The organism is Flavobacterium sp. ALD4, from assembly GCF_002836475.1.
In the GTDB taxonomy this organism is placed as follows: domain Bacteria; phylum Bacteroidota; class Bacteroidia; order Flavobacteriales; family Flavobacteriaceae; genus Flavobacterium.
Map to the genome: position 1 here is coordinate 308947 of NZ_PJBJ01000022.1, position 20690 is coordinate 329636.

General features: G+C 33.5%; 20 protein-coding genes. All 20 read right to left on the reverse strand.

Annotated elements, in window-relative coordinates:
* Positions 1 to 55 precede the first annotated feature (55 nt).
* The gene (locus tag CXF59_RS01465; protein ID WP_101135945.1) at positions 56 to 742 is read right to left on the reverse strand and encodes a haloacid dehalogenase type II; all 687 of its coding nucleotides are present in this window, start codon (positions 740 to 742) and stop codon (positions 56 to 58) included.
* Between the two features lie 15 nt (positions 743 to 757).
* Positions 758 to 1786: a hypothetical protein gene (locus CXF59_RS01470; protein WP_101135946.1), complete on the reverse strand. Its 1029-nt coding sequence runs from the start codon at positions 1784 to 1786 to the stop codon at positions 758 to 760.
* 123 nt (positions 1787 to 1909) lie between these two features.
* Positions 1910 to 2974 (reverse strand): DUF2652 domain-containing protein, encoded by a 1065-nt coding sequence (locus CXF59_RS01475; RefSeq protein WP_101135947.1) that lies wholly within the window; start codon positions 2972 to 2974, stop codon positions 1910 to 1912.
* Positions 2975 to 4521: 1547 nt separating this feature from the next.
* Positions 4522 to 4725, reverse strand: coding sequence for a hypothetical protein (locus CXF59_RS01480; RefSeq protein WP_157824497.1), 204 nt, complete (start codon positions 4723 to 4725; stop codon positions 4522 to 4524).
* An 89-nt stretch (positions 4726 to 4814) separates the two neighbouring features.
* A complete protein-coding gene (locus CXF59_RS01485; RefSeq protein WP_101135949.1) occupies positions 4815 to 5396 on the reverse strand; it encodes a sigma-70 family RNA polymerase sigma factor in 582 nt (193 codons plus the stop codon).
* A gap of 353 nt (positions 5397 to 5749) precedes the next feature.
* On the reverse strand, positions 5750 to 6646 hold the full coding sequence (locus tag CXF59_RS01490) for a septum formation inhibitor Maf (RefSeq protein ID WP_101135950.1): 897 nt from the start codon (positions 6644 to 6646) through the stop codon (positions 5750 to 5752).
* A gap of 214 nt (positions 6647 to 6860) precedes the next feature.
* Positions 6861 to 8198 carry a glycosyltransferase 87 family protein gene (locus CXF59_RS01495; RefSeq protein WP_101135951.1) on the reverse strand — a complete coding sequence of 446 codons (1338 nt, stop codon included), beginning with the start codon at positions 8196 to 8198 and terminating at the stop codon, positions 6861 to 6863.
* The gene (locus CXF59_RS01500; protein WP_101135952.1) at positions 8195 to 9676 is read right to left on the reverse strand and encodes a cellulose synthase family protein; all 1482 of its coding nucleotides are present in this window, start codon (positions 9674 to 9676) and stop codon (positions 8195 to 8197) included. Before CXF59_RS01500 ends, CXF59_RS01495 begins: the two co-directional genes overlap by 4 nt.
* Positions 9677 to 9704: 28 nt before the next feature.
* On the reverse strand, positions 9705 to 10394 hold the full coding sequence (locus CXF59_RS01505; protein ID WP_101135953.1) for a glycosyltransferase family 2 protein: 690 nt from the start codon (positions 10392 to 10394) through the stop codon (positions 9705 to 9707).
* Positions 10394 to 10792, reverse strand: coding sequence for a hypothetical protein (locus CXF59_RS01510; protein WP_101135954.1), 399 nt, complete (start codon positions 10790 to 10792; stop codon positions 10394 to 10396). Before CXF59_RS01510 ends, CXF59_RS01505 begins: the two co-directional genes overlap by 1 nt.
* A gap of 1 nt (position 10793) precedes the next feature.
* Entirely contained in the window at positions 10794 to 12386 is a 1593-nt protein-coding gene (locus tag CXF59_RS01515) for a 4Fe-4S dicluster domain-containing protein (protein ID WP_101136120.1), read from the reverse strand.
* Position 12387: 1 nt separating this feature from the next.
* Complete coding sequence (locus tag CXF59_RS01520) at positions 12388 to 13683, reverse strand: NAD(P)/FAD-dependent oxidoreductase (protein ID WP_101135955.1); 1296 nt, start codon at positions 13681 to 13683, stop codon at positions 12388 to 12390.
* Between the two features lie 192 nt (positions 13684 to 13875).
* The gene (locus CXF59_RS01525; RefSeq protein WP_101135956.1) at positions 13876 to 14631 is read right to left on the reverse strand and encodes a hypothetical protein; all 756 of its coding nucleotides are present in this window, start codon (positions 14629 to 14631) and stop codon (positions 13876 to 13878) included.
* A gap of 422 nt (positions 14632 to 15053) precedes the next feature.
* Positions 15054 to 16013: a fasciclin domain-containing protein gene (locus CXF59_RS01530; RefSeq protein WP_101135957.1), complete on the reverse strand. Its 960-nt coding sequence runs from the start codon at positions 16011 to 16013 to the stop codon at positions 15054 to 15056.
* Between the two features lie 17 nt (positions 16014 to 16030).
* A complete protein-coding gene (locus CXF59_RS01535) occupies positions 16031 to 16915 on the reverse strand; it encodes a hypothetical protein (protein WP_101135958.1) in 885 nt (294 codons plus the stop codon).
* Positions 16916 to 17109: 194 nt separating this feature from the next.
* Positions 17110 to 17802, reverse strand: coding sequence for a TIGR04283 family arsenosugar biosynthesis glycosyltransferase (locus CXF59_RS01540; RefSeq protein WP_101135959.1), 693 nt, complete (start codon positions 17800 to 17802; stop codon positions 17110 to 17112).
* Positions 17795 to 18553: a DUF547 domain-containing protein gene (locus CXF59_RS01545; protein WP_198554613.1), complete on the reverse strand. Its 759-nt coding sequence runs from the start codon at positions 18551 to 18553 to the stop codon at positions 17795 to 17797. The genes CXF59_RS01540 and CXF59_RS01545 overlap by 8 nt, the downstream gene beginning before the upstream one ends.
* Before the next feature lie 64 nt (positions 18554 to 18617).
* Positions 18618 to 19490, reverse strand: a complete 873-nt coding sequence (locus CXF59_RS01550; RefSeq protein ID WP_101135960.1) for a sterol desaturase family protein — start codon at positions 19488 to 19490, stop codon at positions 18618 to 18620.
* Positions 19491 to 19561: 71 nt separating this feature from the next.
* Positions 19562 to 20173 carry a TIGR04282 family arsenosugar biosynthesis glycosyltransferase gene (locus CXF59_RS01555; protein ID WP_101135961.1) on the reverse strand — a complete coding sequence of 204 codons (612 nt, stop codon included), beginning with the start codon at positions 20171 to 20173 and terminating at the stop codon, positions 19562 to 19564.
* Entirely contained in the window at positions 20163 to 20666 is a 504-nt protein-coding gene (locus CXF59_RS01560) for a rhodanese-like domain-containing protein (RefSeq protein WP_101135962.1), read from the reverse strand. The genes CXF59_RS01555 and CXF59_RS01560 overlap by 11 nt, the downstream gene beginning before the upstream one ends.
* Between the last annotated feature and the right edge of the window lie 24 nt (positions 20667 to 20690).

A 20690-nucleotide genomic window follows, 5' to 3' on the forward strand; every position in this document is an offset into this window, starting at 1 on the left:
GGCGTTTGTTTCAATTGAAACATACGCCCTTTTTTGGTTTTATAATGATAAGCTATTAGTTATAAGCAGCAACCAATTGTTCTGCGATTGCTAAAATATCATTAGCTTCAAAATCAGGCTTGCTGGATAAAGTGTACAATGACTGCCCTTCACGGGCAATAAAGCAAGTCGCCAAACCAGCATGTGATGCACCTGCTAAATCCCAACCGTGTGCTGCAATCATTAGCATTTCCTCGGGTTTTACCGCTAGTTCTTTTGCTGCCCATAAATAGGTTTCTGCAGCTGGTTTGTATTTTTTAAGACTATCAATGCTCAATGCCTGTTCAAAATAAAGGGTCAAATTTGAATTGATTAATTGTTGCTTAAGCGCATGAGGGGGAGAATTGGTCAATGTCGCCAATCTAAAACCATTATCCTTTAAGAGCTGCAAACCTTTTTCAACATCTGGATACGCTTGTAATGTTTTAATTGTCGAAAGTGCTTCTTTAATTTCATCTTCGTTTACTTTTTTATTCATTGAAGTGGCTGCCATAGTTAATGTAGCTCCCGCAATTGTACCAAAGTCATGATACTCATTGATACTATTCGATACAGTGGAGTAGTGCAATAACATGCCAAACCAGATTCGGAATCCCTGCTCATTATCAAGTAGTGCATTAACCGACGTTTTTAAGGGAGTCATGTCGAGTAAAGTTTCATTTACATCGAAGATAAGTACAGGCTTAGTTTTTTGTATGGTCATTTTCTTCTTTTTAAATTATTGGTACCATTTTTTAATAGTTTCAAGGGCAGGTTTTTCCTGCGGAGTGTAATCAACACTATTTTTTTCACGTTTGTAATAATCATCAGCATACCATTTCCAGGCAAATCCTCCAGCAAACCATTTTTTTTGAGTTAATGTCTGAAATAAGGATTCATACGCATTGGCTTGCGCCAGATTATTAATGGTGTTTTCACTTTCTGTCCACGGCTCTTTTGCCGCCTGATCTGAGTTGCGGTAGCCAAACTCTGTAAAGAGTATTTTCTTGTTCGTTTTCGCTTGAAGTTTTTCTATTTTTTTAATGTGTTGCTGCCAAGCATCATTAAGTTCCAGCACCGATGGTGTTGTGGTGTCAGACAATGGGAAATAGGCATCAATCCCGATGTAATCCAACTCTTTCCAAAAAGGAACTTTATCAAAATCATCCCAGTTGGCTGCATAGGTTAGTTTTCCTGTGTATACTTTCTTTATTTTTCGAATTAATTGCATCCAATATTCGGGCCTTTTAGCCACTGAATTCCCTAATTCTGTTCCGAAACAAAAGAGTTCTATTTTCTCTTGTTGTGCTAATTGGGCAAAATCAAGAATATACTTCTCATAATCAGATTCCCATTTCTTCCATTCGGCGTCAGTTGAAAAATCCAAATTACCTGTATAAAATCCATGATTTACCCATAGGTGGGGTTTAAGCATTACGGTCATTTTATAATCATGGGCTATTTGATTACTAGCGATAATTCCTTCTGTTCGTTCGCCCCACCATTGTCTTTTGTTATTATAGTGTACAGAGGCATTTTCTATGTCAACAAAAGCGTAGGGAATTAAAGATATTGAATTAATATGATACGCTTTCAATTCCTCAAAAGTGGTGTTTTTTAATTCCTTGATCGGTGCGACCAAGTTCATTCCTTTGTATTCTAATTTAGCTACGTAAGGGATTTCAGTCAAAGTATTGAAATGATAAAAAGAATATCCACTACCGATTATTAGTAAAGATGCGGCTAGTATAAAATAGGTTTTTTTCATAAAAGTAAAGTTACGTATTAAAAAAGGGGATACTAATTTCTATACATAATTTAAGATATTTTTCAGGTTTTGGAAAAAAGATCTGAATTTAGTAAGTCCATAGGATATGTACCTAAAATAATATTATTCTGAAATAATACTCTTTGTAACTCGGTGCAAGGATTCTAATTTGTTTTGCCACATTTTTGTAATTTTTTTTAAAATACCACGTTTCAATAAACGGCCGAGGAATGTATATTCTAGATACAGGCTTAGACTAACTTCAGTGGTATTGAAGTCTAGGGAGTGTAATTTCACGAGGTAATAGAATTTTTTAAGAAAGATAATTTCATCAGTTTTTTCACCATAAATCAAGCTATCTTTCGAAGGTCTGCTAATTGTTTCAAATTTTAAAGTCCCTAGCTTTAAAACACAATTGTGCTCTGTGCCCACACGATTGACTTCGTTTTTGTCAAAATCAACTCGCATAACTTCTTGATCCCAGATATGACGGTATTTTAACTCACTTAAGTACCGGTGAATCTTTTGTATGTTGGCATTAAACGTTCTATTTATTATAAAATCAGGAATGGTAATGTCCTCGTTTTTTTCCTCTTCTTTCTGCGATTCTTCTTCTACTTTGAGCTTGATATTATCTAAAATTTTGTAGAAATAATTTAAATTTTGCAAATCATATATCTCTGTTTTTTTTGTCCAACTTTCTATCATATTTTCCTGATAGAGCTTATACATGTTCTCGGTAAATAAAATATATTCCTGAACAGGTACTTGGTTTTTTAGTAATCGATGGATTTGTATAACTTCTATTCCATAAGGTTTAATGATATTTTTGACTTTTATCATCGTTAGTTCGCCATAATGAACTAAAAATTTAAGGTCTAAATCGATGGTAGTTTTACAGGAGCCGCAAGTACAAATTCGTTTAGTATCATACTCTTTTGTGTGTCTATGAAATTCTTCCAGCATTGTTTCTGTCTGTTGCATCAACTCTTCATAGCTGGGAATCTTTGTGCTGAACATGAACAAGGCATCACCTTCGATTTCTACGAGCTGAAGCTCGAGGGGATTGTTGTCAAGTAAAAGTTCTAGCAATTCAGCTATTATATGAATGCTATGCTCTATTTCTGTATCATTTACGAAATTTGAAAAGCCACTTATATCGGGCATAAAATAGAGTGCTTCAGCCATATTTTATTTAATGTTAGAAGTTAAGGATCAGTAATTTAAGATTTTATTTGCTTGTGTTAGCTTTTTTAACTAAATATTTTAAAAGCAAAACGTAATACTTGTTTAACTTTTTCACTTAAAATTTTTTGCTTGTGCTCTGCGATAATTTTTTGATTGACCCTTGTAGCTACAGGATAAGGATATGCTTTATTGACTATGGTATTGATAGATAGTCTTGCGGTATTGGCTACTATCAATTCTTGAATTAGTTCTCCTGCTTTTGGAGCTAAAATGCTTCCCCCCTAAAATAGTTTCTTTTCTAAACTAGTTTCCTTTATTAATATATAACTCTAACGTTTTCGGACGAGATCCAGTGACAATTACGATTTTTTTGGTAGTATGTTTTTTTCCATCTACAGCGACATCATTCGAACTCACAAATCGAGCACTTCCTATAGCAATATCAAATCCTTACTTTTCAAAATAACTTTGGTTTTCATATTCCCTTATTTTTTCTTGATTATCATAGATGTACTGATGTAGTTTGTGCGTGTCAACTTCAGTAGTAATTGTCAGACCTAGCTTGGATGCTTTACGTCCGTTATGAACCATTCATGCAAGATGGAGAAGGGCTTTGCTGGGAACACAGCCGTCATTGAGACATTCACCGCCAATTGCTTTAGCTGTCTTTGAAACCATTAAAACTTTAAATCTAGCTTTAATTATAAAGTGCCCTACACTTAGACCGCCAGATCCTGCTCTAATCAATATAATATCGTATTTTTTCATGGTTTTGTCTTCTAGTTGGGTAATAGCTTTACAATCGTATTCTAGTTTTTACAGTGAGTGATAAATTATTTTTTAAAATAAATTTCACCGTTTGTACAACAGCAAAAAATAAGAATAGAATTATAAAAACGGGATGAAGGTAGGCGCTTATTTTTATCTGATTTGTTGCAATTAAAAATTGGCTAATATGGGCAAAAAGAAACATGCCTAAGCTAGTTCCCATTATAGCTCCTAAAATGAATATGCCGTTAGTACTGTTTTGGCTATCAAATTAGGCAGTCCTAAAAAGATAGATATAAGCCTCCAACCAATACGACCATTGGATAAAATTTAAAAGATTCAAAAATGCGGTTAATAGAAATGGGTATTGTGCCAGTTTAAAAAGAGATAGACTGATGTTTTTATCATTAGCTATATTAGTCATGAAATAGAGCGCAATAGTAAAAAGGAACAGAACAGTAAAAACGTCAATTAAGTGCAATAATTTTTCTTGATAGACGAGCCAGCCACTTTATTTGTTGTTTTAAGAAAAGGTGTTGGATAGAATTAATTTCTAAAATAAATGAAAGTGATGCCCAATTTCCTTGTTCTAATAAAACTTGTAAACTAATAATATTGATGTGTTCGAAAGGTAAGTATTCCATTAAATTGATCAAAAAGCCCAGTATAAGAGGATTTTTTTACAAAATAAAGCTGTAATCATTTTCATGTTTTTCTGTACTGGTTTTTAATACAAGTATAGAAACGTTTAGTACTGATTCCTGATAAATTAAGTCAGACTAGCTCTTTTTAATTTCTTCAATAATTTTATTTTTTTTCTCCTCGTCTAATTTGGAGGTTTTTTTGTTGGAGTCTGCTGCAAACCATTTTCCTATGAGGGCATCTATTAATTTGGATTGGGTTTCATAAGCATTACAAGTTTGACACATGGCTTTATGAGCCTGTAATTGTATCTTTTCTTTTAACGTTAAAGGAGTAAACATTTTCTTGTCTATTAACTCTGTTGTCTTTTTACAGGGTCTCAACAATATTCTCATCACTGTATTCATTTTCTTCGAATATTAAAGTTTGATTAAACCCATTTTAATTCCAGACATTTTTTTAATAGCAGCTTGGATCTATGAACAATCTGCCAATAATTAGACGTAGTAATTTCTAATTCCTGACAAATAGCTTCTGTTTTTTTATCGCTTAAGTATTTCGATGTTACGGCTAGTTTCCATTTTTGTGGTAGGTCATTCATACACTCTTGCATGACCATATTAAAATCAGGATTGTCTAGTAATTCCTGTTCTTGATCCCAAACGATATTGATATCATTATTTTTCCAGCATCCGTAACTATTGAAAAGTCCATCAGAAAGTTCATAACCACTATTTTCGGTCAAACTTAAGTTTTTCTTAGTGGTGCGCGCACTCAATCGGTAATAATCAATCACTTTATTGTTGAGTATTGAAAACAACCAGGTCTTAGGCTGACTTTTACCTTGGAAACTATCTATTTTATGAAATGCAGCTAGAAAAGTGTCCTGTACCAGATCCTCCGCAATTTCTTTGGAGGAAGTTTTAAAAAATGCCCAAGAATAGAGTTCATCACTAAATTGATTGACCCATTGCTCTAAAACGGATTTTGCATTTTCTTTAATCAACTCCATGAATTTTGGCTTTTGTTTTAAAGATCCAAATATACTCTTTTTTCATCCCCTAAAATCTTACTTTTTTCACAAAAAAAGAAAAGTATAACCGTTAAATGTCAGATAACAAGTAACCATAAATTTTCGGAAAACTCGGTCTTTGAATAGACGCTATAGCTTAGTATTATTGTGTAACTCCATAATAAAAGGTATTTATAGGGTATGAAAATACCAATCAAAATAAGATTAAACACCAATCAAAAAATCGGTTTCAATATTAAATGTTGCTTATTCAGTAATTTACAATATTTTTTATATTATAAATTTAGGCTTTTTTAGTAAATAGATTAGCTACTTTGGGTATTGTGCAATGTTTAGAGCCCCATTTCTTTACGCAAATGGGCATCAATTACTCCATTTTTTTGCCAATATGGACTTCGGATACTATTAATAAGAAGTCCTGTGGTAGTCAGTATTTGTTTTGCTTCAAAACCATCAGGATAAGATTCTTCGAATTTCACAATGCGATATGGAAATTTATTTTCAAAATAAATTTTTAATTTTCTGTTCAACCTCTTGTAGTCTAGGGTGTAGCAAGAGGTGTCATTTTGTTGCTTTTCAAGTGACGCTATCACATTATGGAATTCCATTTTTTGATGCGTCAAGCGCAGATAGAAAAAAGAGGGCAGCATCTTTAATTCTCCAATTGGTAATTTTTCAGGACTCATTCTGATTAGTGACCAAATTTCGTCTTCAAGATCCTCCTTTGGAAGTGTCAGTTTTTGCTCCCCTTCATTTTCGAAATAAGAATGTAATTGAACCTCAAAGACATCTCGATTTTCGAGTTGCACAAACACCTGTCCGCACCATTCTTGAATACTTGTTGTTATTTTTAGGGCATGCTGATTTTCATAAATAGGTAAAAAAGAACTGGTCATCATCGAGTAGGGATAAATTCCCGTTATGAAATTCTTAGTAAAGTTAAGTTTTAGAACAGAAATATCTTTTTCTGTTGGCTGATCTACTTTAACTAACTTCGTTGTAGAAAAAGGTTCGGTTACAAAAATCATAACCGCTTTTCCTTCACGTAATTCTCCATAGCGGGCCTGTGTAAGTTGGAAACTTGATAATTCAGCCTCACCGTTAAACCAATACTTTTTAAAGTCTTGTGTTATTTCTCTTTTATCAACCAGATCTATTTTTTGAGATTTACCACAAGCCGCAATACAGAGGGCGGCAATGGTACAAATAATTGTTGTTTTGAACTTCATCTTTTTTAAATTAAAGTTTTTCAAATTATTTTATGTATCTATTAATGCACTTTTTCTTTTAAAAATAAGAAGTGCAAATGCTGTTTTTTGAAGATGTTTTATAGCAAGTATCATAAGAAAGGTCCTCACGAAATTGATTGGCCTAGTTCTCTAAAATTATTTTATGTTTTCTATCGTTAAATACATCTATTTGATAATCATTTGTATACGTGTATCAAATATACTGTTTTTTGGAGGAAAAATAATTACGCTTTTCATAAATTAAAAAAGCGAATACTGTAAAATATTCTAAACTGATAAGCCAGAAGTTCTCTTTGAATTCGGGGTTTACGTAAGCGCTGTAACTCAAAATGACTACTAAACTCCAGACAATTGGAAATTTGTATTTTGTGAATACTCCTATAAGAATGAGATTGATTATATACCAGGGATGTACTGTAGTTGAACTTAGAAAATACAATGTTAAAACGATAAGAAAACTATGGAATAAATCAATTATTGTTTTATTTTTTGCGTAAAAGGATTGATATAAGACGAAAAGTAAAATGAATACTGGGATGATCTTTCCAGTTATATGGATGATGTTGTAGCCAGTAATCCAAAAGCCAATCTGACGGATGATGTAATAAATACTGGCGTTGAATTCAAAATTAGTAAACCACAGTCCTATGGTTTCACTGTAATTCTGAATTAATTCTTTCGAAAGAAAGGGGACAAAAAGCAATACAGTAACTCCAATAACAATAGTATAAAAGGGAATAGCTTTTTTCCAACCTAAATTTCTTAAAAAAAGGGGCAAGATCAATAGTGGCAATAATTTAACAGAAATGGACAATGCTATTAATAGTGCAGACAATTGCCATTTACGTTGTTGTAACAAGTACATTCCCCACACAAAAAAGAAAAGCATGACCCCTTCAAAATGTAAATTTCCAGTAAGTTCAATAAGTACTAATGGATTGAGTAAATACCAGAAAATACGATGTTTTTTCATTCCTAAATTGGCCAATAATTTACCGCCAAAATAAAAAGTTCCAATATCTGCAGCAATAATAATCAGTCGCATGCCTATTGCTGCCCCAAGTATGGATTGCTGACTGAAAAAGGCGGCAACAGCAAAGAAGAATTGGTTGACCGGAGGATAATTGGAGTAATGTCCGGCGCTCAAACTTCCCATCCCGTTATACAAATCATTCTCATTTGGAATCAGAAAGTTGCTTTGGTCAAGCAGGTCTTTTGGCAGCTGCAAATAAGGATTTATATTGTCAAGAATAAGATGACCATCCCATATAAACCGAAAATAATCTTGAGATAAATTAGGCAAGGCAACCAGGAATAGTAAGCGAAATAGCAGTGCGGCGCCAATTAGAAAAGGTAGGTTATCTTTTTGTAGTTTTACAATTTGATAAAATGAGACAAACAAAAAGCTGTAAGAAATCAGTAAACACAGGAAGTCGTCGCGTTTTAAAAAATATCCTATATATCCATAAACCACCGTACTCAATAAAAGAAAGCTATAGGACTTAACCGTATTTAAAGAGCTTGAAATCAATTATTTATCTGGATTGATTTAACAAATACAAAGCTAAAACCGATGAACAGCATTAAATGCAAAGCGATTAAGCTGTAGTCATTCAATAGAAAAGCACTATACATTGCAAAAATAAAGTAAAGGATTAATACTCCTTCAACAATTATGTTTTTTGAAATAGTCTTGGAAAGGTAACTATTCTGTTTCCATTTTTCTTTAAGTCCTTCAATATTCAATTTTGGAGTACGTACGAATTCACTTTTCTTACCCCACAAACCTTCCAAGACAGCTATGGTGTTGTGAAATGAAAACCCCATTGCAATGGTGTAAAATGTGACAAATAAAGTAATGTATTTTAGAAAATTCTTGAAGCCTCCTCCATGAATACTTTTGAAGGTCGCCCAGTAACTAATAAAAAAGAGGATGGAAGTGATGACAAAAAAGATTAATAAGTCAAATACTTTCTCAAATTCGGCAAACTCATTTTTGATGTACAACATAGGGACACTTAATATGGCCATCGTAAAAATCGCCAAGAACATGGTACTATTCAATAAATGTAACATTCCATGGGCTTTAGTCTTCAACCCAATAGATTTTGATTGCAGTACGCGAGCGGCATTCTTACTGAAATTTTCGGCGCCTCCTTTATTCCATCTAAACTGTTGAGACCTCGTAGCACTAATAATAGCGGGTAATTCAGCAGGGGTAACCACATTTTCTAGATATTTGAATTCCCAGTTTTTTAACTGAGCACGATAACTTAAATCTAAGTCCTCAGTTAGGGTATCGCTTTCCCAGTTTCCCGCATCTAGGATACATTGCTTCCTCCATACTCCGGCGGTTCCGTTAAAATTGATAAAATGCAATTTTGAATTTCGTCCTACTTGTTCTAAAGTGAAGTGGGCATCTAAGGCAAAAGCCTGAATTTTTGTTAATGTAGAATAATTACGGTTCAGGTGTCCCCAACGGGTTTGAACAACCCCAATTTTTGGATCTCTAAAATAAGGGATGGTTTTATAGAGCCAGTCTTTTTGAGGAACAAAATCAGCATCAAAAATAGCGATGAATTCTCCTTTGGCGCTAAGCAAACCTTCCTTCAGGGCGCCTGCCTTATAACCCGTTCTATTGCTACGTCTAATATGCTTTATATCCATTCCTGACTTAGCGATTTTATGAATCAAGCCTTCCGTTTCCAATACACTTTCATCAGTACTATCATCAAGAACTTGAATTTCCAATAGGTGTTTTGGATAGTCCATTTGTGCGATGGTCGTCAATAAGCGCTCTACTACATATTTTTCATTATAAATGGGAAGTTGTATGGTTACATAGGGAATTTCATCGGCCTTAGAAAGGTCATATTGTAGCGATTGATCGGTACTCTTTTTACTTTTTAAATAGTTTAGTAGTAAGTTAAAGTGGGCTAAACTGTAAAAAAATAAAAGCAAAATCGAAATGCTATATAGGATTACGATGATATAAGAAAGTTGTAGCATGTTATTGTTTTATCCTTTGTAAGGTATTTTATTTAAAGGTGTATTTAAAAATCCACCCTATTATTTTTACTCCTGCCATAATACTTCCTTTTACAGTTCCTGACACTTTTGAAACTCCTATCCTGTTTTTATAGCGAACAGGAATTTCGACATAGGACATTTTTTGTTTTAAAACCTTAAGCTGCATTTCTACAGTCCATCCATAGGTTTTGTCTTCCATATTTAAAGCGACCAACTTTTCATATTTAATAGCTCTAAAAGGTCCCAAATCTGTAAATGTAGCATTAAAGAAGGTTTTCATTAAAGTTGTTGCAAGCCAGTTCCCGAAAATTTGTTGCGGCGTCATCGAATGTTTTTCTCTTAAACGAGCCACTCTGGATCCAACAACAAAATCAATATTATCATCAAGTATGGGAGCAATAATCTGAGTTAATTCATGAGGGTAATCAGAATAATCTCCATCTAAAAACACTACAATATCGGGTTTTATTTCTTGGTTCGAAATGTATTCCATTCCTTTTAAGCACGCATAGCCATACCCTTTCCTGTTCTCTGAAAGTACGGTGGCACCAGCTGTTGTAGCTACTTTAATTGTGTTATCGGTCGAATTATTACTGATGACAATAATTTCACTAACTGTATTTGGAATTTCCTTAATAACATTGGCAATAGCTCTTTCTTCGTTATAAGCGGGAATAATTACTTGTATGTTGCTCATTAGAAGTTTACGGTATTGTCTTTTTTAAATTCACTTATCGAATTCCATTCTTTTATTTTTTTACCCATAGAATATTTTTCAGCTCTGATAATTTTATTTTTTTTGTAAAATAAAGAAAAGCCGTTTAATTGATCGTCTTCAAACTCACTTTTTTTATTAATTTCCTTATTTGATTCGTAAAAAACCCACCACTTGCATTTTTTATTGGCTTCATAATGGCCTTCTTCTTTTTTATATCCATTTTCATAATAATAAAACCAGTAATCTACTTTCTGTTTTTTGCTCAACCATCCTTCCGCTTGTAATTGTCCGTTTTTGAAATAGGTTTTAGTATAATTTCTTTGAGCGGACGCTTGAAAAAAAGTAAATATAATCAGTATGTAAATTGCTTTTTTCATTCTATTTATTGTTCAGTAAATCCATCAAATTCACATCATTTCCTAATAAAATTTCATTCGAATTAATTCGCCCTGCCGGTGTGTCATTTTCTAATTTTAATACTCCTCTAGGACATACTGCCGCACAGATACCGCAACCTACACAGGATGAACGAACGATGTTTTCTCCTTTTTCAGCATAACTACGAACGTCAATTCCCATTTCGCAATATGTGGAGCAATTTCCACAAGAAATACATTGACCACCATTAGTTGTAATTCTAAATTTTGATAGTAAACGTTGTTGTAGTCCCAATATAGCGGCCATAGGGCAGCCAAAACGACACCACACACGATTTCCCATAATTGGGTAGAAGCCAACGCCTACAACACCACTAAAAGCGGCACCTATAGCAAAACCATACCATTCTCTCAACGAATTACTGTCAATAAAAAGAATGTTTTGATTCCCTGAAAAATAATTAATAAACAAAGAAATGATAATAATTGCTACTAAGGAAAGCATAGTATAAATGGCATCTGTATCTAATTCTTTGCGTTTAAATAAATATAGGGCGCTTGTAAAAACGATAAGGAAAACAACAATTCCCCAAATAAAATGGTCTTTGGTAATAAAGCTCATTTCAGGATTATTGGATAAGAAAGAAAATATAACGGCGATGGTCATCACAAATGAAAATACTAATACGGAGTGGATCATCCAACGTTCAATTTTCCAAGACGTATCTGTCTTACTGGATAAATGTCTATAACTATCACCGGCAGTTTCTGCCAGACCTCCGCAACCACAAACCCAAGAACAGTACCAACGTTTACCATAGAAATAGGTTAGAATAGGAGAGATGATGAAAATCATTGCTATTCCGAAAAACAACATGAACATTCCTAAATTCCCGCCTTCAAACATATTTTTTAAGTGCCATTCATTGAAGAAATAATAATTAAGAGGCCACATGTTTTTTAGATCCTTAGCAAAATAAGCTTTCTCCGGATTCAATTTTTCTAATATTTCCGGAATCAAAAAAGCGAAACCCAATTGAAAAAACATCACCGAAAGAGTACGTACCAACTGGTATTTATTATGAAGGTATTTTAAAATAAACTTGTAGCCTAAACCCACAATGGCAATAGTATAGAGTGTCCCATATACAAACCATTGGCTAGCGGCTTTACCATTTAAAATATAACTTAATGGATCAAAAAAGCCAACAATTCCTGTGCTTTTTCCACCGTCTTGATTCAATCCTAAGTATTGTGGATACCAGTACAAAACAATATAAAATGTAGTCAGTATAATGCCCATCATCCAAGCCCAATTTCCTCGATTAGTGAAGTCTCTGTGCCATACACCGTTGTTTTTTATTCCTTGGGGCTTGTTGAGATAGGTTCTATTAGCGTATACTACAATACCCGTGAAAATGGATACTATAGATCCTGCTAACCAAAATCCTTTGTTGGGGAAAGAGACATTAAATAAGGCTAGTGTCATAATGGACAGCCCGAGTAATCCAAGTGTAATGCCTAATTTCTGGATGCCGTCCATCTGTATGTTCTCATGAGAGGCGATGGAAATATTGTCAATTGATTTGCTCATGTTATATTGTTTTTGCACCAACGAATTGGTTAATAAATTGTTGTTGGATTTCTTTTTCATATGATGTAAAAAACTCGGGGTCAAAATTAGCTGCTGCTAAATGATCAATGACATAATCCACGGTTTCTTTATTTGTTAGGACTTTGTCAAAAAACTCATGGCGCATTCGTATTCCAAAAGTGTTGATGCCTAAGAAAATACGGTCTTTTTTGTCAAATGAAATACGGATCGCTTTTTTACCTGAGCGATGTTCCCAGTAAAACTGTTCCTCATCCTCTTTTGCTTTAGCCCAAACCCATCCGTAGTTTTGGTATTCAATATCTAAAAACTTGGCCGAATTGAACCAATGTCCTGGTTGATAAGCGGTGGGTGTTCCAGTTAGTGTTTGTGACAATACTTCTCCCATCATCCGGCCCGTATACCAAACGGCTTCTATCGGGCGGCGTAAATCGATGGCTTCATGCTGTTCAGCGCAGTCCCCAATAGCATAAATATCCTCGATATTTGTTTCTAAGAAACGGTTCACTTTCACTCCTTTTCCTAATTCAATTCCAGAGTCTTTTAAGAACTCAATATTAGGAGAGACACCTGCTGTCAGACCAACAATTTCACAATCGATAGTCTCTCCTTTATCGGTAACGACTGCTCTCGCATGTCCTTTTTCGTCCGAAAGAATTTCTACCAAATTCGTCTCTAACCTTAAATCAATATGATGTTCCAGAATATGGCGGTTGATCATTTGGCTTTCGCCAATAGGCAAAACTCCATCCCAAAAACTTTTTTCACGGACTAGGAAAGTGACAGGGATATTACGGGAACGCAGCATTTCAGCTAATTCGATACCAATTAAACCACCCCCTACTATTACAGCACGTTTAGTGGTAGGAGCCCAGCGCTCTAAAGCTTCTAAATCCTGTTTGTGATAGAGACCGGTAACGCCTTGCAAATCTTGTCCTGGCCATCCGTATTTATTCGGTTTTGAACCTGTTGCCAGCACTAATTTATTATAACCTATCTTTTCATTGTTCTCTATCAGAATTTCTTTTGAAGTAGGAATTACTGCTGTAACCAATCCTTGAACGAGATCAATCTTATTTTTTTTCCAAAAATCATTTTCGTAGGACTGCGTGTGTTCAAACTTCATATGTCCCATGAACACGTACATCAAAGCGGTTCGAGAAAAGAAAAACTCAGTTTCAGAAGAGACAATAGTAATTTTTGAATCTGATTTTTTTCGGATGTGACGTGCAAGCGTAACTCCAGCAATTCCGTTACCTATAATGACAATATGTTCCATATAAAATGAATTTTTTCGTTGTGTATTTAATAAAAATAGACGTGGTTGGCCTTAAAGTTAAGCATTTAATACGATTATGTTTTAAGTATAGTCTAAGAAAATAGAGTGTTTTAAAACTTTATCGAATCTATAGTATAACATTATTACACTATATAAAAACTCCAATTAGTTTAAAGTCAAAGCATAAACGTTCTATTTCGTTTTAAAGTCTGTTTCAGGTACAAAATAATCAGTGTCTGCTTTAACAAATTTGATATCGGTTAGTGTTGCATGTCCTAATTCATCGGTTAGTCCTTTTCCATCTTCCCATGCCCAGAAAATCCATTTAGTGGCAATGGGGATGCCATCAACGTCTTTGTATTCTAAATATTGAATTGCATGCGGATTTTTCTCTGCTTCTTCTTTCTCTGCTTTTAGCGTAACGATATAGGCTGCTCTTTCAAGTAAATTGGTCGTTTTATCGGTATAAACTACATACCAATCGTCTGGTGCGTCGCCAGTTCCTGATTTAAATGTTAGCTTTTCTGTTAGGTAATTTGTAGCGTCTTTTTCTTTATTATTGTATTCATTCCATATTGTTCCTGGATCACTTAATTTATAAGGGAAAAGGAAAAAATATTCCCAGGTAAAAGCATCAAATCGAACTGATTCTTCATTTGGAATAGTGGAAGAATAGGATACCTTAGCTTGATCAAAAATAATTTTCGCACCATTTTTATACTCAATAACTCCTTTAGTAGAGTTAGTTAGTATTGTGAATTTTGCATCCATTCTTTCTGTACCTCCAAACTCTAGTTGAAGATTAAATTGCACCGCTTCTTGAGCTAAAAAATCAGCTTTATGGTGTGATTTTTCAACTTTTTCTGTGAATTTTAAGTTCTCTTCATTTGATTTACATCCTACAAGAGTAAGAATAGAGATTGTTAGAGCTAAGGCAATTTTTCTCATTATGGATTGTTTAATTATTGTATTGCGTCTTATTGTTTGTAAGTTACAATTACAACTTTTTGATTAGACATTTAATAGTACGTTTCTTCAATTAAAGCTTTGTACTTTAGTGAAAGCAAATATAGTTTTAATTGTAGCGACAGTTTTAAACCCCTGTTAGTTTTTTAGTGTTAATTTTCAGTTGTGTTTTTGTTTAAAACCTTGAAATATCTATTTCATTACTAGCAACAAATCATGATTGCTAGAACACTTTTATTCAGTTGATAAATAGTTTCATTTTGAGACTGTTTTAAATAAGTCCTTCAAAGTTTTATATAAATTAAAAATCTTAAAAACAAAAACAGTTACAAATGGATCTTTGTAACTGTTATGCTAGTAAACTAAAAAACATTTATTAGTCATTCACAACTAATAAAAAGTAATTAGGGTAATAAAACTTCATCTATTATGTGTACTACTCCATTACTACATTGAATATCTGGAATAACCATATTTGCAGGTGTTGTAATTCCACTACTTTTGATAGTAAAAGCTCCATTTAAAAAAGGACTATAAGTCAAGGTTCCGCCTCCCGCTGTTGCGGCAGTGGTACTCGTCTGCTCCGATGTAAATTTACCTCCCCCAATAGCATGATTCAATAAAATAGTTCTTAAAGTACTTGCGTCAGTTGCTGTAACATCTGCTACTGTTTTAAATCCTAGCGCTTTAAATGCAGCATCCGTTGGAGCATAGATGGTGAAATTCGCATTTGGGTCAGACAAAGTAGGAGCTAAACCAGATTTGACAACCGCTGCAACTAAGAAAGTCAGTTCTGGTGTTTTAAAAACTTTAGCATCTTTTAGTAATATGGCCGATGCAACAATGTTAACACCCGTAGCGATCATTACCTTATCAATAGCATGAACTGTTCCATTACTAGCTTTTACATCTGTTAGGATAATCTTTGATCCATTAATATATAAATCATTTCCTCTACTAATAAAACGTCGATTAATTGTTAATGCTGATGTAGAGGTACCTCCGTTTGCAATTTGACTTGCAGGTAAATCACCATTAGAAACATGATACAATAATGTATTGGTTAAGAAACTATTTTGCAATGCTCCTAAGCTACCAGCATTTACCAAACCTAATTTAGCAAAAGCATCATTCGTAGGTGCAAAGACAGTGTAATGTCCTGATGGATCGTTTGGGTTGCTGTTACTTAAAACGCCTACTACGCCACCTTGAACTGCAGCTCCTTCAAGGGTACTGAAATTTGGATTTGCAACTGCAATACCAGCAATACTTGGAGTTTCGTCTTTATATTCTGTATCACAAGAAACAATAGTTCCTATTAAAGCTAATGCTAAAAGAGCACTTTTTATATTTATGTTTTTCATTTTGTTTGCTTTTTTTATTAAAATTTATAAGTTACTCCACCATAATAGCCTGTAGATTTTCCGATGTTTCTACCTGCTACTAATGTGCTAGCTCCTGCAGAAACTCCTAAACCTTTGTAAACTGGTGTGTACAAGTTTAGACCTACTTTTGTATAATTTACCTTTGTGATTGGGAAATAACCTGCGAAACCTTCGCCAAAAATGTCTACGCCACCTGTAGATTTCTGGTTAGCAATGAAAGCATCACCATAAAATAATCTTGCAGCATAACCTACTTTAAGTTCAGTCGCATAAGAATTAGGAACATTATTTGAAGCATAATTTCCTGCTAATTGTGCTGAAGCAAAAATTCCTGAATTCGTTCTGAACATTGCCATTCCAGTTGTACTTATTGTAGTACTTCTATTTCCTATAGCAATAATGGATTGAAAACCTTCTTCAACTTTATAATTACTGAGCGGTGTTTTTAAACCTAAAGCACCAATAAGGCGTAATGAAGAGGAACCAAAATCAAATTTAAATGGGCTGTATTTAACAAATACGGACACATCTTGAATACCTTTTCTTTCGTTTTCTAAGTTTAAGTTTGTTAAAACCTGATCTGTTGCATTACCTTTTGCTTGTACATATGGTAATACTACTACAACATCAACTTGATCACTAATTCCGTAAGTTGCATAAATTGACGTACTGTAGACTTTTGTTTCGTTAAAAACAGGAACACCATCTACTTTTTCTGGAATAAAATAGACTTTATCATATTTTTCTGAACTGAAAGAAACAGAAACGCTTCCTTTACCTTTTCCTTGCATGAAGCCACTGATTGGGCTTTGTGAAAAAGCAGTACTAACACATCCTAATGTAGTTACTGCTAAAATTAAGAGTAATTGTTTTTTAATCATAATGTTTAATTGTTTTTGTTTGACATTCTAATGCATTTACGAAAAAAGAATGTAGGTGGTTTTAAAAAAAAAACTATATTTCTTAAACAAAACTGTTTTTCAATTAGTTAGCTATGTAAAATAATTTTTTTATTTAATTTTTAAATCGGAAAACAGCGTTTATTAAGTAAAATTGATAGTAAAGTAAGCTCTATTCAAAGAATGTTCTTTCTATAATACTGTAGCATATTTTCAGTAGAGTGACCTAATCTATGTTTAAGGTGAATAATACTGAAATGGTATTGTAGACGCCAAATCCCATTTTGGTGGTATCTTCTGGCCGAAGTAATTATGTAATCAGGAATTACGATAAATCGTTTTTTGGAATAAAGTCTAGAAATAATTTCATTGTCCTCATAAATGATGAATTTCTCATCAAAGCCCTTTATTTCTTCAAATAATTCTTTGGTTATAAATAACGATTGATCCCCACCGCGGCAGGAAATATGATTGAAGCGAGTGAACCACTGTGAAATCAGTAAAACAGGATGTTTATAATCAAATTTCATTCTGAAACAGCCCGCTTGATTTCCGTTTTGAACAGTGTCAGCGATTATACGATCAAAATGCAGTGGTGGTAAACTATCACAATGTAAAAAATAGAGAATGTTTCCTGTTGCAGCTTTGGCACCTAGATTCATTTGTATCGCTCTTCCTTTCTTTGACTGGATTAATGTTACGTTAGGATATCTTATTATTTTTTCTTGAGACCCATCAGTACTTCCTCCGTCAACCGCTATTATTTCAATTGCGTCTTTATGGAGGACGCAATTTTTGAGATGAGACAATTGCTTTTCAATGCTGTTTACTTCATTAAAAACGGGTATTACGATCGAAATTTTATTCATTCAAATTCCAATTGTACTCCTTGTAGTTTATTTTTGCAGTACTACTAATTTTAACGGCGCTATACTGGTTTAAAAAATCAATAGCAGACCCTTTAGTCTTGAAATCACCTTCAAACCAATCAAATATTTTTGATATTTCAATTTTATTTATTGTGATGGTGTTTTTAGTTTTATCGTTGATAAAACTTTTTGCCACCGCTGCTAATTGCTGGTTTAATTTTGCTTCAGTATAAGCTTCATTTAGGAGATTAGGGCAAGAAAAAGAAGCGCAATTTATCGCAAAATGAATTCTTGGTTCATTCATTTTGCGGAGGATTTCATGTTCGATTTCCTCTAAACTATATTTTTTATTTCCTAAAGAAAAGAATTTTTTACCCCAAGGATCATTAATGTCCTTGATACTTTTGGTTGGATAATTGTCTAAAATTAATTTTACTGTATATGCATTGTATGCATTGATCCAATAGGCAAGTGTTGCATTTTTAGACCAAGATTTTGTAGGTACATTGCCCGATAACTCATTGAGATACGCTTGCAATTGGTTGCTGTCTTTTTGAAAAGCCTTATAATTTACATTTCCATTTTTAGAAACATTTTTTTGCAATAGGGCATTCCATTTAGAATGATTCATACTCTGATCGACCGCAGTTGTGGTCGTTTGGTATGTTGCAGCTGGAATTTCAGTGTTGTCTTTATTCTTACCACAAGAAAGAAGTGGCAATAGGAGTAGTGGTAAAAAATATGTTTTCATCGGTACTATTTTTAAATTATACAAGTATAGACATTCAGGAGAGGTGTTCCTGACAAAAAAGAGATTATTTTTTTAAGGGATAAATTTCTTGCTTGATAAATCCGTGTGGGAACTCGTTTTCATCGCTAAAACCAAGCTCGATATCTCTTCCGTCTCTAGGAATGTAGTTAGTTTTAAATATATAATCCCATACACTTAATGAAATTCCAAAGTTGACTCCATATTTGTTTGGTATTTTTTTACTGTGGTGCCAAATATGCATTTTGGGGTTGTTGAATATGTATTTTAAGAAACCGTAGTCCCAACCTATATTAGCGTGGTTCAAATGGCCTATGGCAATTGAGATAAAATGTACAATAAAAACATCCGCAAGGTTCACACCTCCAATAAGAATGATAGGGATATATAGTATCGATTTGTAAACAAGAGGTTCCATCCAATTGTATCTAAAATGGGCTGCAAACCCCATTTCCTTCACGCTATGATGGGTTTTATGGATTTTCCATAAGAAAGGAATCGTATGTAATAACCGATGTATATTCCATTGAATAAAGTCGCTAATGATAAAGAATAGGAATAAAGCCAAGGGTTTAGATAATTCAGAGATAGAAAAGAGCTGAATAGATATTAATTCGAGCCCAAATAACTGAAGTATGTCATTAATAAACTGTTCCATTACATTAGATAAAGCAATAAGAAGAACTAAATTTAGTAAGAAAAAATTGAAAAAAAGATAAAATAAATCCAGCCAGAAATCTTTACGCAAAATTGATTGCTCTTTTCGCCACGGAAACATAATTTCAAGCAGCCATACTATTAGGGATATGGCAATCAATCCATAAAAATAGTTGTCCCAGTTCCAGTATAAAATTTCGTTTTTCAGGTAATTAAAATAACCGCTGTAGGAATTCAGTAATATGTCAATGTATTTTTCCATTTTTGGTACTCAATTGTTTTTATAGTAGTTTGTCTTTGAACATGTAATTAACTTTTTTTAACCTTTCTTATTTATAAGTCTAATTTTAATTTAGCCATATTATAAGCACTCCGTTCTAAATCCGCAAAGGTATCAATATCATTTAAAGTTTCCAAAAGACAAACGTTCTGGCCTTCTAAATCCTTCATGGTCGCTTTAAAAACAGTATCTGTTCCCCAGTCTTTATTTTGGAAAATAATAGCATTGTTTTTTTTCTGCCCCAATAAATAATAACCGCCGTCTTCTGCAGGACCTATTGCCAAATCATTGGACATCAAATTTTTAAAAGCGGTTTCAATAATGATTGCTTTTAAATCAAATAAGTCACTGCCAACGATAACACAGTTTTGGTAACCCATTTCAAAAAGGGTTTCAAATGCATCGTGCATCCGTTGTCCTAAATTACCATTGGTTTGTAACTTTTTTCGATAATATTCTTCAGACCAAATGTCATTTTTAGTTATTGCAGTATCATAAAAAACAAATTTATCGCAGTTGATAGCATGCGTTTCAATCATGGTATGCAAAAGTAAATCGTTGTAAACAACCAACGCTTTTTCGTTGCCGATTGTTTTCGCCAATCTTGTTTTCACTTTCCCTAATTCAGGATTACGGGTAAAAATTAGTAATGCATCAGTCTTCATAAACCTTAATTCCTTTAGTTAAAAATAGACTCCAAGTTTTATTGAAGGTATGTACACTGTCTGTCACTTTATTTTGGTTGTTGACTACTTGCCCTCCGCTATTTTTATATTCAAAAATACCTCCGTAGAGGTTATGAAGATTTTTGTAACCTAATTTTTTTAATTTTTCACCTATTTGTTCACTTCTCACACCTATTGAACAGTACACAATTATATTCGTATTTTTATCTTTCACAGCTACCTCAACTTTTTTAGAATTGAAATAATTGAAACCTACAGAAATTGCATTTTGAATGTGACTTACTTTATACTCCTTTGGTTCTCTGGCATCCAAAAAAATAAGATTATTTTTCTCTGCTAGTTCATTTAATTCATTCACTTTTATATATGGAATCGTGGCTTTATTGAGCTTTTTCAATACTTGCGGAATGCTGCTTTGCGCACACAGTGTAACTGAGAAAAAGAAACTAATAAAATAGATATAAAGGCGCATGGTATTTTTTTATAAAGATATTTA

Bases quoted from the DNA above. Each gene is read 5' to 3' on its own strand.
- CXF59_RS01470 (WP_101135946.1), bottom strand. From the start codon at position 1,786: ATGAAAAAAACCTATTTTATACTAGCCGCATCTTTACTAATAATCGGT.
- CXF59_RS01540 (WP_101135959.1), bottom strand. From the start codon at position 17,802: ATGAATAAAATTTCGATCGTAATACCCGTTTTTAATGAAGTAAACAGC.
- CXF59_RS01550 (WP_101135960.1), bottom strand. From the start codon at position 19,490: ATGGAAAAATACATTGACATATTACTGAATTCCTACAGCGGTTATTTT.
- CXF59_RS01465 (WP_101135945.1), bottom strand. From the start codon at position 742: ATGACCATACAAAAAACTAAGCCTGTACTTATCTTCGATGTAAATGAA.
- CXF59_RS01485 (WP_101135949.1), bottom strand. From the start codon at position 5,396: ATGGAGTTGATTAAAGAAAATGCAAAATCCGTTTTAGAGCAATGGGTC.
- CXF59_RS01535 (WP_101135958.1), bottom strand. From the start codon at position 16,915: ATGATTAAAAAACAATTACTCTTAATTTTAGCAGTAACTACATTAGGA.
- CXF59_RS01480 (WP_157824497.1), bottom strand. From the start codon at position 4,725: ATGTTTACTCCTTTAACGTTAAAAGAAAAGATACAATTACAGGCTCAT.
- CXF59_RS01525 (WP_101135956.1), bottom strand. From the start codon at position 14,631: ATGAGAAAAATTGCCTTAGCTCTAACAATCTCTATTCTTACTCTTGTA.
- CXF59_RS01515 (WP_101136120.1), bottom strand. From the start codon at position 12,386: ATGAGCAAATCAATTGACAATATTTCCATCGCCTCTCATGAGAACATA.
- CXF59_RS01500 (WP_101135952.1), bottom strand. From the start codon at position 9,676: ATGCTACAACTTTCTTATATCATCGTAATCCTATATAGCATTTCGATT.
- CXF59_RS01530 (WP_101135957.1), bottom strand. From the start codon at position 16,013: ATGAAAAACATAAATATAAAAAGTGCTCTTTTAGCATTAGCTTTAATA.
- CXF59_RS01510 (WP_101135954.1), bottom strand. From the start codon at position 10,792: ATGAAAAAAGCAATTTACATACTGATTATATTTACTTTTTTTCAAGCG.
- CXF59_RS01560 (WP_101135962.1), bottom strand. From the start codon at position 20,666: ATGCGCCTTTATATCTATTTTATTAGTTTCTTTTTCTCAGTTACACTG.
- CXF59_RS01520 (WP_101135955.1), bottom strand. From the start codon at position 13,683: ATGGAACATATTGTCATTATAGGTAACGGAATTGCTGGAGTTACGCTT.
- CXF59_RS01545 (WP_198554613.1), bottom strand. From the start codon at position 18,553: ATGAAAACATATTTTTTACCACTACTCCTATTGCCACTTCTTTCTTGT.
- CXF59_RS01475 (WP_101135947.1), bottom strand. From the start codon at position 2,974: ATGGCTGAAGCACTCTATTTTATGCCCGATATAAGTGGCTTTTCAAAT.
- CXF59_RS01505 (WP_101135953.1), bottom strand. From the start codon at position 10,394: ATGAGCAACATACAAGTAATTATTCCCGCTTATAACGAAGAAAGAGCT.
- CXF59_RS01490 (WP_101135950.1), bottom strand. From the start codon at position 6,646: ATGAAGTTCAAAACAACAATTATTTGTACCATTGCCGCCCTCTGTATT.
- CXF59_RS01555 (WP_101135961.1), bottom strand. From the start codon at position 20,173: ATGAAGACTGATGCATTACTAATTTTTACCCGTAATCCTGAATTAGGG.